We start from the raw sequence: 14,169 nt of genomic DNA, 5'->3' as shown, positions 1-14,169 counted from the left end.
ATCCGCCCGTCGGTAGACTCGTCTCTCGTGTCCGATGCCCCCGAGATCACCCCTGAAGCGGTAGCCGCCGCGGTCGATGCAGCCCTCGCTGCCATCGCCGCCGCGACCACCACCGCCGAACTCAAGTCCGCGCGAGCGGCGCACACCGCAGAAGGCTCGCCCCTGGCGCGGCTGAACGCGGGACTGCGCCAGGTCGCCCCCGAGAACAAGGCCGCCTTCGGCAAGTTGGTCGGCCAAGCCCGCGGGCGCGTGACCCAGGCGCTCGGCGCCCGGGAGACCGAGCTCGCCGAGGCTGAGACGGCCGCGAAGCTCGAGGCCGAGCGCGTGGACATCACCGCTGTGCCGCGCCGCGCGCGCGTGGGCGCGCGGCATCCGATCTCGCTCCTGCAGGAGCAGATCTCCGACATCTTCGTCGGCATGGGGTGGGAGATCGCCGAAGGCCCCGAGCTCGAGCACGAGTGGTTCAACTTCGACGCGCTCAACTTCGACGTCGACCACCCGGCGCGTCAGATGCAGGACACGTTCTTCGTCGACCCGGTCGATCGCCACCTCGTCATGCGCACGCACACGTCGCCGGTGCAGGTGCGATCGATGCTCGAGCGCGATCTGCCCATCTACGTGCTGTGCCCGGGGCGGGTCTACCGCACCGACGAGTTCGATGCGACCCACCTGCCCGTGTTCACGCAGTTCGAAGGACTCGTCATCGACAAGGGCATCACGATGGCGAACCTCAAGGGAACCCTCGACCACGCCGCCCGCGTGCTCTTCGGCCCGGAGGCCAAGACCCGGTTCCGTGCGAACTTCTTCCCCTTCACCGAGCCGAGCGCCGAGCTCGACCTCTGGCACCCGACGTTCAAGGGCGGTGCGCGCTGGATCGAGTGGGGCGGATGCGGGATGGTCAACCCCAACGTGCTGCGCGCGGCGGGCATCGACCCCGAGGTCTACTCCGGCTTCGCGTTCGGAATGGGCATCGAGCGGACCCTGATGTTCCGCAGCGACGTGCAAGACATGCGCGACATGGCCGAGGGCGATGTGCGCTTCAGCGAACAGTTCGGAATGGTGGTCTGATGCGCGTCCCGCTCTCCTGGTTGCGCGAGTTCGTCGACGTCGCCCCCGAGGCCACGCCCGAAGACGTGCTCGCCTCGCTCGTGCGCGTCGGTTTCGAGGAGGAGGACGTCCACGGCTTCGAGCTGCAGGGGCCGATCGTCGTCGGACAGGTGCTCGAGTTCGTCGAGGAACCGCAGTCCAACGGCAAGACGATCCGCTGGTGCCAGGTCGACGTCGGCGAGGACTCCCCGCGGGGGATCGTCTGCGGCGCGGGCAACTTCTTCCCCGGTGACAAGGTCGTCGTGACCCTCCCGGGTTCGGTGCTTCCCGGGCCCTTCCCGATCGCGGCGCGCAAGACCTACGGGCACGTCTCGGACGGCATGATCGCCTCGGCGAAGGAGCTCGGGCTCGGCCAGGAGCACTCGGGCATTCTGCGTCTGGCCGAACTGGGCATCGACGCGGCCACCGGTACCGACGCGATCGCGCTGCTCGGGCTCGACGACGTCGCCGTGGAGATCAACGTCACCCCCGACCGCGGGTATGCGCTGTCGATGCGCGGTGTGGCGCGGGAGTATTCCCACGCCACGGGAGCCGCCTTCCGCGATCCCGGAGCCGGGCACGCGGATGCGGCGTCACGCACCCCCTCGGGATTCTCGATCGTCGTCGACGACCGCCTCCCCATCCGGGGCCGTGTGGGCGCGACGGAGTTCGTCGCCCGCATCGTCCGCGACGTGGATGCGACCAGGCCCACGCCGGCGTGGATGATCGCGCGCCTGTCGCTCGCGGGTATCCGCTCGCTCGGCGTGCTGATCGACATCACCAACTACGTGATGCTCGAGCTCGGCCAGCCCATCCACGGCTACGACCTCGACGCCCTGACCGGCGGCATCACCGTTCGTCGCGCCGAGCCGGGGGAGTCGCTCAAGACCCTCGACGGCCAGGTGCGCACGCTCCACCCCGAAGACCTCCTGATCACCGACGAGTCGGGCCCCATCGGCCTGGCCGGGGTGATGGGCGGCGGCACGACCGAGATGGGCGACGCGACCCGCAACGTGCTCATCGAGGCGGCCACCTTCGACACGGTTTCGATCGCGCGCACCGCACGCCGTCACAAGCTGCCGTCCGAAGCATCCCGTCGTTTCGAGCGCGGCGTCGACCCGCTCGTGCCGTTCGTCGCCGCCGAACGCGTCGCCGAGCTCATGGTGCAGCTGGCCGGCGGCACGCTCGACACCGAACTCGGCGGATCGTTGTCAGCGACGTACGAGCGCGACGCGATCGCCCTGCCGCGCGGTTTCGTCTCGGGCCTCATCGGCGTCGACTACACCGACGAGCAGATCGCCGCGGCCCTGCGCCTGGTCGGCTGCGACGTCGACACCTCCGTCGAACCGTGGGCCGTCGTGCCGCCGTCGTGGCGCCCCGACGTGACCGACAAGTGGACGCTCGCCGAAGAAGTGGCGCGCATCGAGGGGTACGACCTCATCCCCTCGGTGCTGCCCGTTCCGCCCTCGGGCCGTGGCCTCACCGCCGCGCAGCAGGGTCGTCGCCGGGTCTCGAACGCTCTCGCGGCTGCGGGCTACGTCGAGACGCCCTCGTTCCCGTTCACCACGGAGGAGCAGAACGATCTGCACGGCTCGCCGACCGGTGAGCACCTGCCGAGCGTGAAGATGGCGAACCCGCTCGACGGGCAGGCGCCGTTCCTGCGGCGCTCGCTCGTGCCGGCTCTGCTGCAGGCGGCGCACCGCAACGTCGCCCGCGGTCTCACCGACCTCGCGGTCTTCGAAGCCGGCGCGGTGTTCCTCCCCGAGCCCGGCGTGACCTACGGCACCGACTCGGTGCCGCCGCTGGGCGCGCGTCCCGACGCGGCGACGCTCGTCGCGCTCGACGCATCCATCCCGCCGCAGCGCCGTCACGTCGCCGTGCTCCTCACCGGGCCGATCGTCGACAAGCAGCCCGGTCAGCCGGCCGTCACGGCCGGGCTCGCCGACGCGATCGACGCCGTGCGGATCATCGCCGGGGCCGCCGGCGTCGAGATCGAGCTGGCGCAGACCACCCGTGCGGCGCTGCACCCGGGGCGCGCGGGCGTGGTCACGGTGGGCGCGACCGAGGTCGGCTACGTCGGCGAGCTGCTGCCCGCCGTGTCCGAAGCCGCTGACCTCCCCGGTCGCGTCGTTGTCGCCGAGCTCGATCTCGATCTGCTCCTGACGCTCGGCGGAGACCGCGTTGTGGCCGCGTCGCTCTCGGGGTTCCCCGCCGCGACCCAGGACGTCTCGCTCGTCGTGGATGCGACCCTTCCCGCGGGCGACGTGCGCGCCGCCCTCGTCGAGGGGGCCGGAGGCCTGCTCGAGTCGCTCCGCCTCGTCGACGACTACCGCGGTCAGGGGCTCCCCGACGGCAGCAAGAGCCTCACGTTCGCACTGCGTTTCCGCGCGCCCGACCGCACCCTTACCGCGGCCGAGGCGTCGGAGGCGCGCCTGGCGGGCGTGGCCGTCGCCGCCGAGCGTTTCGGTGCGACCCTGCGCGAATAGCATCACGCGAGCGAATCCACCCGATCTCGCTCGAATCCGCACTCCGCGGCAGCGCGTGGGTGTGGATTCGAGCGCGTGAGTGTGGATTCGCCGCTTCGGTGGCAGGATTTGCGGATGCTGCGGCCGCGCGGCTATCGTCGGGACATGCTTTCCGCCGCCCCCGTCTCGCTCGTCACGAGCGTTGTGGGCGTGCGCCGCGGCCGCCGACTCTAGGCGACCCCGCTTCCCGCCGTCGTGCGGCACGGGCGTCGCCGTCTTTGGCCCGTGAACCCAGACAATAAGGTGGAAGCATGACCTATTCGGTCGCCGTCTCCGGCGCATCCGGCTATGCCGGCGGCGAGATCCTGCGCCTGCTCGCCGCGCACCCCGACATCGAGATCCGCACCGTCACGGCGCACTCGAACGCCGGCCAGCCGCTCGTTCGTCACCAGCCGCACCTGCGCTCCCTCTCGCACCTCACGCTGCAGGACACCACGCCCGAGGTGCTCGCCGGCCACGACATCGTGGTGCTCGCGCTCCCGCACGGGCAGTCGGGTCAGTACACCGACGCGCTGGCCGAGACACCGATCGTGATCGACGCGGGTGCCGACCACCGCCTCACCGACGCGTCGGCCTGGGCGCAGTTCTACGGCGGCGAGTTCCACGCGCCGTGGGCGTACGGCGTCCCCGAACTCATCGTCGACGGCGGTAAGCAGCGCGACCTCCTCGCGGGTGCGACGCGGATCGCCGCCCCGGGATGCAACGCCTCCACCGTCGCTCTGAGCCTCGCGCCGGGCGTGGCCGGGGGAGTGATCGATGCGTCCGACATCGTGACGGTCCTCGCCGTCGGCCCGTCGGGTGCGGGCAAGAGCCTCAAGACCAACCTGCTCGCGAGCGAGATCCTCGGGTCGGCGAACCCCTACGCCGTCGGGGGCTCGCACCGGCACATTCCCGAAATCCGGCAGGCGCTCGTGGGCGCCGGAGCCGTCGGCGACGTGCGCATCTCGTTCACGCCCGTCCTCGTCCCGATGGCGCGCGGCATCCTCGCCACCTCGACCGCGCCGATCGCCCCCGGTGTCACCGACGCCGAGATCCGTGCGGCATGGGCCGACGCATATGCGGGCGAGACCTTCGTCCAGCTGCTCGACGAGGGCGAATTCCCTCGCACCGCCGACGTGCTGGGTGCGAACACCGCTCTTCTCGGCCTCGCGATCGACCGGGCGGCGAACCGCGTCGTCGTCGTCGCCGCGCTCGACAACCTCGTCAAAGGCACCGCCGGCGCCGCCGTGCAGTCGCTCAACATCGCGCTCGGTCTTCCCGAAGGCCGTGCCCTCACCGTGAACGGAGTCGCCCCGTGAGCGTGACCGCCCCCGCAGGATTCGACGCGGCCGGAGTGGCCGTCGGCCTCAAGTCGACCGGAAAGCGCGACGTCGCCCTCGTCGTCAACCGCGGACCGCTCAAGGTCGGCGCTGCCGTCTTCACCTCCAACCGGGCCAAGGCGAACCCCATCCTCTGGTCGGAGCAGGTGATCCGCGACGGTGTCGTGGAAGCCATCGTGCTCAACTCCGGCGGGGCCAACTGCTTCACGGGGGCGTTCGGTTTCCAGACCACGCACCTGACGGCCGAGCGCGTCGGTGAACTGCTCGAGGTCGGCGCGGGCGACGTGCTCGTCTGCTCGACCGGACTCATCGGCACCGGTGACGAGGTCTTCCGCGCCAAGGTGCTCGAGGGTGTCGCCCAGAGCGTCGCGGCGCTGGACGCCGAGAGCGGTCAGGCCGCCGCCGAGGCGATCATGACGACCGACTCGGTCTCGAAGACCGTCGTGCGCAGCCACGACGGATGGACCATCGGCGGTATGGCGAAGGGTGCCGGGATGCTGGCGCCGGGCCTGGCCACGATGCTCGTCGTCCTGACGACCGATGCCGTCCTCGACGCGGCCGACGCCGACGCGCACCTGCGTGCCGCCACTCGCGTCAGCTTCGACCGGCTCGACTCCGACGGCTGCATGTCGACGAACGATCAGGTCACGCTCCTCGCCAGCGGCGCCTCCGGCGTCGTCCCCGACCCCGACGCGTTCCGGCGTGCGCTGACCGAGGTCTGTCTCGACCTCGCCGTGCAGCTGCAGGCCGACGCGGAAGGTGCGAGCCACAGCATCCGGATCACCGTCGTGCACGCCGCCACCGAAGACGAAGCCGTCGAGGTGGCGCGCTCCGTCGCCCGCAACAACCTCTTCAAGGCCGCGATCTTCGGCAACGATCCCAACTGGGGCCGGGTGCTCGCCGCGATCGGCACCACCCAGGCGGAGTTCGATCCCTACGCGGTCGACGTCGAGATGAACGGGGTGCGCGTGTGCTCGAACGGCGGGCCCGACCGGCCCCGAGAGGAGGTCGACCTGACGCCGCGCGAGACGGACGTCGTCATCGACCTCAAGGTCGCCGATGCCACCGCGACGATCTACACGAACGACCTCACGCACGACTACGTCCACGAGAACAGCGCCTACTCCTCATGAGCGACATCGACCTGCAAGACACCGATCCCGCGACCGCCAGTGCGCGGGCGGCCACCATGGTGGAGTCGCTGCCCTGGCTGCAGAAGTTCCGCGACCAGATCGTGGTGGTCAAGTACGGCGGCAACGCGATGGTTAGCGACGAGCTGCAGGATGCCTTCGCCGCAGACATCGCCTACCTCCGCTACGTCGGCGTCAAGCCTGTCGTCGTGCACGGTGGCGGTCCGCAGATCTCGTCCATGCTCGACCGGCTCGCCATCCCGAGTGAGTTCAAGGGCGGCTACCGCGTCACCTCGACCGAGGCGATCAGCGTCGTGCGCATGGTGCTCACCGGTCAGATCAATCCGCAGCTCGTCGCGAAGATCAACGCACACGGGCCCCTCGCGACGGGGCTCAGCGGCGAGGACGCCGGGCTCTTCGGCGGACGGCGCCGCGGTGTCACCGTCGCGGGCGTCGAGCACGACCTCGGACGGGTGGGCGACGTCGTGTCGGTCGACCCGCGCCCGGTGCTCGACCACCTCGACGCCGGGCGCATCCCGGTGGTCTCGAGCATCGCCCCCGATCTCGATCACCCGGGTCATTCGCTCAACGTGAACGCGGATGCTGCGGCCGCGGCCCTCGCCGTCGCGCTCGGCGCGACGAAGCTCGTGGTGCTCACCGACGTCGCGGGCCTGTACGCCGACTGGCCGAACCGGGAGTCGCTCGTCTCGCACCTGGATTCGACCGAACTGCGCGCGATGCTGCCGCGGCTCGAGTCGGGCATGATTCCGAAGATGCAGGCATGCCTCGATGCCGTCGACGGGGGCGTTCCGACGGCCGCCATCGTCGACGGGCGCGTGCCGCACTCGGTGCTCGTCGAACTGTTCACCAGCAAGGGAATCGGAACGGAGGTCGTCGCATGACCGACACCACCTGGCAGGAAGACGCCGGACGCGACCTGGTGCGGAGCTTCGGCGACCGCATGGCGCTGTTCGTGCGCGGCGAAGGCTCCCACCTCTTCGACGACACGGGGCGTCGGTACCTCGACTTCCTCGCCGGTATCGCGGTCGATTCGCTCGGGCACGCGCACCCGGTGTTCGTCGACGCGGTGTCACGGCAGGCGGCGACCCTCGCGCACGTGTCGAACTACTTCGCCACCCCGCCGCAGCTGGCGCTTGCCGCTCGGCTGAAGCGTCTCGCCGGCACGGGGCCGGAGGGCCGGGTCTACTTCGGCAACTCCGGGGCCGAAGCCAACGAAGCGGCCTTCAAGCTGGCGCGCCTGCACGGCGGCTCGGCCAGACCCCGCATCCTGACGCTCAAGGGCGGCTTCCACGGACGCACGATGGGAACCCTCGCGCTGACCGGCAAGCCGGCGCTCCAGGCCGACTTCCTGCCGATGACCCCGGGCGTCGAGCACATCGACCCGACGATCGAGGCGCTCGAGGCGGCGCTCGACGAGCGCGTCGCCGCGGTGCTCGTCGAGCCCATCCAGGGCGAGGCCGGCGTCGTCGAGCTGCCGGAGGGATACCTCGAGGCCGCTCGACGGCTGACCGAAGCATCCGGATCGCTGCTCATCATCGACGAGATCCAGACCGGCGCCGGGCGCACGGGGGAGTGGTTCGCCTTCCAGCGCGCCGGCATCGTGCCCGATGCGATCACGCTCGCCAAGGGCATGGGCGGCGGGTTCCCGATCGGCGCGCTCGTGACCTTCGGCCACGCGAGCGACCTGTTCTTCCCCGGCACCCACGGTTCCACTTTCGGCGGCAACGCTTTGGCGACGGCCGTCGCCGGCGCCGTGCTCGACGAGATCGAGCGGGCCGGTCTCGTGCAGAACGCCGCCGCGCGCGGAGAAGAGCTCCGCGCAGGCATCATGGGCCTGGGGTCGCCGCTCGTCGGCGGCATCCGCGGGGCGGGTCTGCTGCTCGGCGTCGCGCTGACCCACCCGGTCGCCAAGGCCGTCGTCGCTGCGGCCCAGGAGCACGGGCTCATCGTCAACGCCGCGAACGACGACACGATCCGCCTCGCCCCACCGCTCACGATCGGCGATGCCGAGGTGAGCGAGTTCCTCGCCCTCTTCGCCGCGTCGCTGGCGACCGTGGGTGACGCCCTGATCCTCGACGAGACGCCCGACGCCACACCCGATACACCTGCGGAGGTACCCGCGTGACCCGCCATCTGCTTCGCGATGACGACCTGACCCCGGCCGAGCAGGCCGAGATCCTCGACCTCGCGATCGAGCTCAAGCGCGACCGGTGGGCGCAGAAGCCGCTCGCCGGACCCCAGACGGTCGCGGTGATCTTCGACAAGTCCTCCACCCGCACGCGGGTCTCGTTCGCGGTCGGCATCGCCGATCTCGGCGGCTCGCCGCTGATCATCTCCACGGCGAACAGCCAGCTCGGCGGCAAGGAGACCCCGTCCGACACCGCGCGCGTGCTGGAGCGTCAGGTGGCCGCGATCGTGTGGCGCACCTACGCGCAGTCGGGGCTCGAGGAGATGGCGCGGGGCACGCGGGTGCCGGTGGTCAACGCCCTCAGCGACGACTTCCACCCGTGCCAGCTGCTGGCCGACCTGCTCACGATCCGCGAGCACAAGGGGGAGCTCACCGGGCTGACGCTGTCGTTCTTCGGTGACGGGCGCAGCAACATGGCGCACTCGTACCTCCTGGCCGGGGTCACCGCCGGAATGCACGTGCGGGTCGCCTCTCCCGCGGAGTACGCCCCGCGGGCCGACGTCGTCGCCGATGCGCAGGCGATCGCCGCCCGCACGGGTGGTTCGGTCGTGCTCGAAGCCGACCCGGTGCGCGCGGCCGAAGGGTCCGACGTCGTCGTCACCGACACCTGGGTGTCGATGGGCAAAGAAGAGGAGAAGCAGGCGCGCCTGCGCGACCTCGGCGCCTACAAGGTCACGCGCGAGCTCATGACGCTCGCCGACCCCGGCGCGATCTTCATCCACTGCCTGCCCGCCGACCGCGGGTACGAGGTCGAGGCCGAGGTCATCGACGGACCGCAGAGCGTGGTCTGGGACGAGGCCGAGAACCGTCTGCACGCGCAGAAGGCCCTCCTGGTGTGGCTGCTGCGGCAGGAATGACCTCCTGGGTGCGCTCGCGATGGGCGCGCCTCGACGGGCCCGGCCGTCTGGCCGGGCTCGACCTCGCACGTGGCCTGGCCGTCGTCGGGATGCTGGCCGCCCACCTCCTGTCGATCGAGCCGTGGGATTCGGCGCGCCCCGAGACGTGGGTCGACATCGCGAACGGGCGGTCGTCGATCCTGTTCGCGACCCTCGCGGGAGTGTCGATCGCGCTGGTGACCGGCGGGCGCACGCCGCTGCGCGGCGGGGCCCGCGCCCGTGCGTCGGGCAGGCTCGCCGTGCGGGCGGGCGTGCTGTGGGTGCTGGGTCTCCTGCTCGCGGCGACCGGCGTTCCGGTCTACGTCATCCTTCCCGCCTACGCGATCCTCTTCCTGCTGTCCCTGCCGTTCCTGGGCCTTCGTGCGCCAGCGCTGTTCGGCATCGCGGCGGCGGTCGCGGTGGTGATGCCGTTCGCGCAGGCCTGGCTCGACGCCCTCCCGTTCTGGGAGACGACCCTGGGAGAGACGGTGGCCGTCTCGATCGGATGGGCCTACCCGTTCCCGACCTGGATCGCCTTCCTGCTCACCGGAATGGCCCTCGGCCGCATCGATCTGCGCTCCCTGTCCGCGCAAGGGGCGATGCTCGCCGTCGGGGCCGGGATCGCCACCGTCTTCTCGGCGCTCGCCGTGACCACGGGGGCCGACCCGACGTTCGATCGCGGTTACCTCGCCTCGGTCTGGACCGCCGAAGCGCACTCGACGGGTCTGCTGGAGGTCGTCGGTTCGGGTGCCTTCGCCGTGGCAGTGATCGCCGGGTGCCTGCTGCTGTGTCGAACACCGCTGCGGTGGGTCGTCGTGCCGCTGCGCGCAGTCGGGGCGATGCCGCTCACCGCGTACAGCGCACAGCTGATCGTGTGGGCGCTCTGGGCCGGATCCGTCCTCGGCGAGACCAGTGCGCTGACCGCCTTCCGGGGGCTCGAACCGTTCTGGCCGCTGACCCTCGGCCTCATCGTCGGGTGCACGCTGTGGGCGCTCCTCATCGGGCGCGGGCCGCTGGAGGCGGCGATCGACCGCGCGGCGCGCTGGATGGTGCGCGACCCGGACGGGAGCCGCGTGGCGCCCTCGGTAGGCTGAGAGGATGAGCACGACGAGCGGTCACGGTACGAACGAGGGAGCGCTCTGGGGCGCCCGATTCGCCGGGGGGCCGTCGCCCGAGCTCGCCGCCCTGAGCCGATCGACCCACTTCGACTGGGTGCTAGCGCCGTACGACATCGCCGGATCGCACGCGCACGCCACCGCGCTCACCGCCGCCGGCTACCTCACCGCCGACGAAGCCGCCGCCATGCACGAGGGGCTCGACGAGCTCGGTCGCCGCGTCGCCGACGGCTCGCTCGTCGCCGCACCCGACGACGAAGACGTGCACGGCGCCCTCGAAGGAGCCCTCATCGACATCGTGGGTCCTGCGTTGGGCGGCAAACTCCGCGCCGGGCGCAGCCGCAACGACCAGATCGCGACCCTCGTGCGTCTGTACCTCCTCGACCACGCCCGGGTGATCGCCCGCGACGTCGTGCGGCTCATCGACGCCCTCGTGTCGCAGGCCGACGCCCACGCCGACGCGATCATGCCCGGGCGCACGCACTTGCAGCACGCGCAGCCGGTGCTGCTCGCACACCATCTGCAGGCGCACGCCTGGCCGCTGGTGCGCGACCTCGAACGACTGCGCGACTGGTCGGCGCGCGCGGCGGTCTCTCCCTACGGCGGCGGTGCGCTCGCCGGGTCCACGCTGGGCCTGGACCCGCAGCTGGTGGCCGACGAACTCGGTCTCGCCCGCCCGTCCGAGAACTCGATCGACGGCACGAGCGCGCGCGACGTGGTGGCCGAGTTCGCCTTCGTCGGAGCGCTCATCGGGGTCGATCTGTCACGGTTGTCGGAGGAGATCATCCTCTGGAACACGCGGGAGTTCTCCTTCGTCACCCTCGACGACGCGTACTCGACCGGCTCGAGCATCATGCCGCAGAAGAAGAACCCCGACATCGCCGAGCTCGCGCGCGGCAAGTCGGGTCGCCTGATCGGCAACGTGGCGGGGCTCCTCGCCACGCTGAAAGGGCTCCCGCTCGCGTACAACCGAGACCTGCAGGAAGACAAGGAGCCGGTCTTCGACACCGTCGCCACCCTCGAGACGGTGCTTCCCGCCTTCACCGGGATGATCGCGACCCTGCGTTTCGACACCGACCGCATGGCCGAACTCGCCCCTCAGGGCTTCTCGCTCGCGACCGACGTCGCCGAATGGCTCGTCACCCGCGGCGTGCCGTTCCGCGACGCCCACGAGGTGTCGGGCGAGCTCGTGCGCGCGTGCGAAGACCGCGGGATCGGGCTCGAAGACGCCGACGACGCGCTGCTCGCGTCGGTCTCGCCCCTGCTGGAGCCGGCCGTGCGCGAGGTGCTGTCCATCGAAGGCTCGGTCGGCCGTCGCACCGGGGTCGGCGGCACCGCTCCCGAGCGCGTCGCCGAGCAGCGCGCGCAGCTCGTCGCCCGCGCCCAGACACTCGCCCACGAGCTCGGGCTGTGACGTCGGGCGGTCACCGTCCCGCTTGATACGCTCGACGTCGTGTCTGACGCCGCCGAACCGATGATCGATCCGACCTTCGACAACGTCTGGGACGAGATCGTCTGGCGAGGACTCGTGCACGTCTCGACCGACGAGTCGGCCCTGCGCGAGGCGCTCGCCGGGCCGCCGATCGTTTTCTACTGCGGGTTCGACCCGACGGCTCCAAGTCTGCACCTCGGCCACCTCGTGCAGCTGCTCACCATGCGACGCCTGCAGCTGGCCGGGCACCGTCCGCTCGGGCTCGTCGGGGGATCGACCGGCTTGATCGGCGACCCGCGACCGACGGCCGAGCGCACCCTCAACTCCCGCGAGACCGTCGCGGAGTGGGTGCAACGCCTGCGCGAGCAGGTCGAGCGCTACCTGAGCTTCGATGGCGAGAACGCCGCGCGCATGGTCAACAACCTCGACTGGACCGCGCCCCTCAGCGCGATCGATTTCCTCCGCGAGATCGGCAAGCACTACCGCGTCGGCACGATGCTGAAGAAAGACGCCGTGAGCGCGCGTCTCAACTCCGAGGCGGGGATCAGCTACACCGAGTTCAGCTACCAGATCCTGCAGGGGCTCGACTTCCTCGAGCTGCACCGCCAGTACGGCTGTGTGCTGCAGACCGGCGGCAGCGACCAGTGGGGCAACCTCACCAGCGGTACCGATCTGATCCACCGCGTCGAGGGCACCTCGGTGCACGCGATCGGAACACCGCTGATCACGAACTCCGACGGCACGAAGTTCGGCAAGAGCGAGGGCAACGCGATCTGGATCGACGCCGATCTCACGAGCCCGTACGCGTTCTACCAGTTCTGGCTCAACACCGACGACGCCGACGTGGTCGAGCGACTGAAGGTGTTCACGTTCCTGACCCGTGCCGAGATCGAGGAGTACGGGCGTCTCGTCGAGGCCGAGCCCTTCCGGCGTGCGTCGCAGAAGCGTCTTGCGTCGGAGGTGTCGACCCTCGTGCACGGTGCAGATGCGACGGCGGCCGTGATCGCCGCATCCGACGCCCTCTTCGGGCAGGGCGACCTGTCGGGTCTCGATGCGCGGACGCTGCGCGAAGCCCTCGACGAGCTGCCGCACGCGGAGGTCGCGCCGGGGACGACGGTGGTGCAGGCGCTGGTGGAGACCGGACTCGTCTCGAGCCTGGGCGAAGCGCGTCGGGCGATCGCCCAGGGCGGCGTCTCGCTCGACGGCGAACGGATCGAGGCCGACGACGCGGTGGTCACCGGGAGCCTGCCCGGGGGAGTGTCGGTGCTCCGGCGCGGCAAGAAGACCCTCGCCGGCCTCTTCGTCGCGGGCTGACCGGGGCGCATCATGCCGTTCACGCCGAGCCATGCCGTGGTGGCTCTGCCGTTCGTGCGCACTCCGCTGATCCCCGCTGCCATCGCGATCGGCGCCATGACGCCCGATCTTCCGTTGTTCGTCCGCACCGGGCTCCCGCTCTACGGCATCACGCACAGCGCGTCGGCACTCCCGGTGACGGTCGCCGTCGCCCTGGTGCTGCTGCTGGTGTGGCGCTGCGTGCTGCGCCCGGCGGCGGGGGAGCTCTCGCCGCGATGGGTCGCCGAGCGGCTTCCGGCGTCGTGGTCGGCCGGCCCGCGGGGCGCGCTCCGCGAAACCTTCGCCGACGCCCGCGACAGGATCACGGTGCCGTCGGTGGTGTTGCTCGTCGTGTCGCTGCTGTTCGGCGTGATCACGCACATCGTCTGGGATCTCTTCACCCACGAGGGGCGGTGGGGCGTTGCGCTGTTCCCGGCGCTCGCCGATACCTGGGGTCCGATGATCGGCTACAAGTGGCTCCAGCACGGCTCGTCGGTCATCGGCCTGGTGATCATCGGCATCTGGGCGGCGGTGTGGATCGGCCGTCGCGACGCGAGCGAGGTGCACCGGATGCTGCCGTCGGCTGTTCGTGCGGTGTGGTGGCTGTCCCTGCCGCTCGTCCTCGTCTCCGCGTGGGCGGTGGGGCTCGTCACGTACGGACCGATCACGCCGGAGTGGACGATCCAGCACCTGGCGTATCGCGTTCTTCCGGCGGCTGCCGGCGCGTGGGGAGCGGCAACGCTCGTGCTCGCCGCAGTGGTGACGGTGATTCGCTCTCGATCCGCGGAATCACGCGGATCTACTACCGGATGACGGCCGTTCCGACGCCGCGACACGCCCGGGATGCAGCACGATTCGCCGAGACGCCGCATCCCGCGTAAGTTTCTATCTGTTCGCCCCACAGGGAAGAGCGGAAAGTCCGAAAGACTTGCCCCACCCTCAAGCGGAGAACACCTCCCGAATCCTTCGCACGTAGAGTGCGGCTGGCCGTCAGGTCAGGGAATCGGGTTGCCCGCCACATGGGCGTCTATTCGGCGCGCTCTCGGCTCTTTACGGAGTCGGAAACGTCGATTTGACAGTCGGTGTGGGTGGGATAAGGTAGTGAAGTTGCCCTGCGGGCGAGGCTGATGAGGCTGAGTTGCAGGT

Annotated in this window: 11 protein-coding genes; all 11 read left to right on the top strand. The window is 70.6% G+C overall.

The features are described from left to right. Positions 1 to 27: 27 nt before the first annotated feature. The 11 genes from pheS (at position 28) to DEA06_RS07135 (ending at position 13,836) form a co-directional block, all read left to right on the top strand. Positions 28 to 1,068, top strand: coding sequence for a phenylalanine--tRNA ligase subunit alpha (gene pheS / locus DEA06_RS07185; protein ID WP_116647314.1), 1,041 nt, complete (start codon positions 28 to 30; stop codon positions 1,066 to 1,068). After that, the gene (gene pheT / locus DEA06_RS07180; protein ID WP_116647313.1) at positions 1,068 to 3,572 is read left to right on the top strand and encodes a phenylalanine--tRNA ligase subunit beta; all 2,505 of its coding nucleotides are present in this window, start codon (positions 1,068 to 1,070) and stop codon (positions 3,570 to 3,572) included. The genes pheS and pheT overlap by 1 nt, the downstream gene beginning before the upstream one ends. A 290-nt stretch (positions 3,573 to 3,862) precedes the next feature. Then, positions 3,863 to 4,909 (top strand): N-acetyl-gamma-glutamyl-phosphate reductase, encoded by a 1,047-nt coding sequence (argC, locus tag DEA06_RS07175; RefSeq protein WP_116647312.1) that lies wholly within the window; start codon positions 3,863 to 3,865, stop codon positions 4,907 to 4,909. Continuing rightward, complete coding sequence (argJ, locus tag DEA06_RS07170) at positions 4,906 to 6,063, top strand: bifunctional glutamate N-acetyltransferase/amino-acid acetyltransferase ArgJ (protein WP_116647311.1); 1,158 nt, start codon at positions 4,906 to 4,908, stop codon at positions 6,061 to 6,063. Before argC ends, argJ begins: the two co-directional genes overlap by 4 nt. Then, positions 6,060 to 6,962: an acetylglutamate kinase gene (argB, locus tag DEA06_RS07165; RefSeq protein ID WP_116647310.1), complete on the top strand. Its 903-nt coding sequence runs from the start codon at positions 6,060 to 6,062 to the stop codon at positions 6,960 to 6,962. Before argJ ends, argB begins: the two co-directional genes overlap by 4 nt. Further along, positions 6,959 to 8,206, top strand: coding sequence for an acetylornithine transaminase (locus DEA06_RS07160; protein WP_116647309.1), 1,248 nt, complete (start codon positions 6,959 to 6,961; stop codon positions 8,204 to 8,206). The genes argB and DEA06_RS07160 overlap by 4 nt, the downstream gene beginning before the upstream one ends. After that, positions 8,203 to 9,126: an ornithine carbamoyltransferase gene (gene argF / locus DEA06_RS07155; protein ID WP_116647308.1), complete on the top strand. Its 924-nt coding sequence runs from the start codon at positions 8,203 to 8,205 to the stop codon at positions 9,124 to 9,126. The genes DEA06_RS07160 and argF overlap by 4 nt, the downstream gene beginning before the upstream one ends. Beyond that, positions 9,105 to 10,238 (top strand): heparan-alpha-glucosaminide N-acetyltransferase domain-containing protein, encoded by a 1,134-nt coding sequence (locus DEA06_RS07150; protein ID WP_240606858.1) that lies wholly within the window; start codon positions 9,105 to 9,107, stop codon positions 10,236 to 10,238. Before argF ends, DEA06_RS07150 begins: the two co-directional genes overlap by 22 nt. A 4-nt stretch (positions 10,239 to 10,242) precedes the next feature. Next, positions 10,243 to 11,673 (top strand): argininosuccinate lyase, encoded by a 1,431-nt coding sequence (argH, locus tag DEA06_RS07145; RefSeq protein ID WP_116647306.1) that lies wholly within the window; start codon positions 10,243 to 10,245, stop codon positions 11,671 to 11,673. 60 nt (positions 11,674 to 11,733) lie between these two features. Then, complete coding sequence (gene tyrS, locus DEA06_RS07140; RefSeq protein WP_116647629.1) at positions 11,734 to 13,005, top strand: tyrosine--tRNA ligase; 1,272 nt, start codon at positions 11,734 to 11,736, stop codon at positions 13,003 to 13,005. Between the two features lie 12 nt (positions 13,006 to 13,017). Beyond that, the gene (locus tag DEA06_RS07135; protein WP_116647305.1) at positions 13,018 to 13,836 is read left to right on the top strand and encodes a DUF4184 family protein; all 819 of its coding nucleotides are present in this window, start codon (positions 13,018 to 13,020) and stop codon (positions 13,834 to 13,836) included. Positions 13,837 to 14,169: the final 333 nt, after the last annotated feature.

It is taken from the genome of Microbacterium sp. Gd 4-13 (assembly GCF_003095395.1).
Classification (GTDB): domain Bacteria; phylum Actinomycetota; class Actinomycetes; order Actinomycetales; family Microbacteriaceae; genus Microbacterium.
This window is presented reverse-complemented; position numbering and strand designations above follow the sequence as displayed.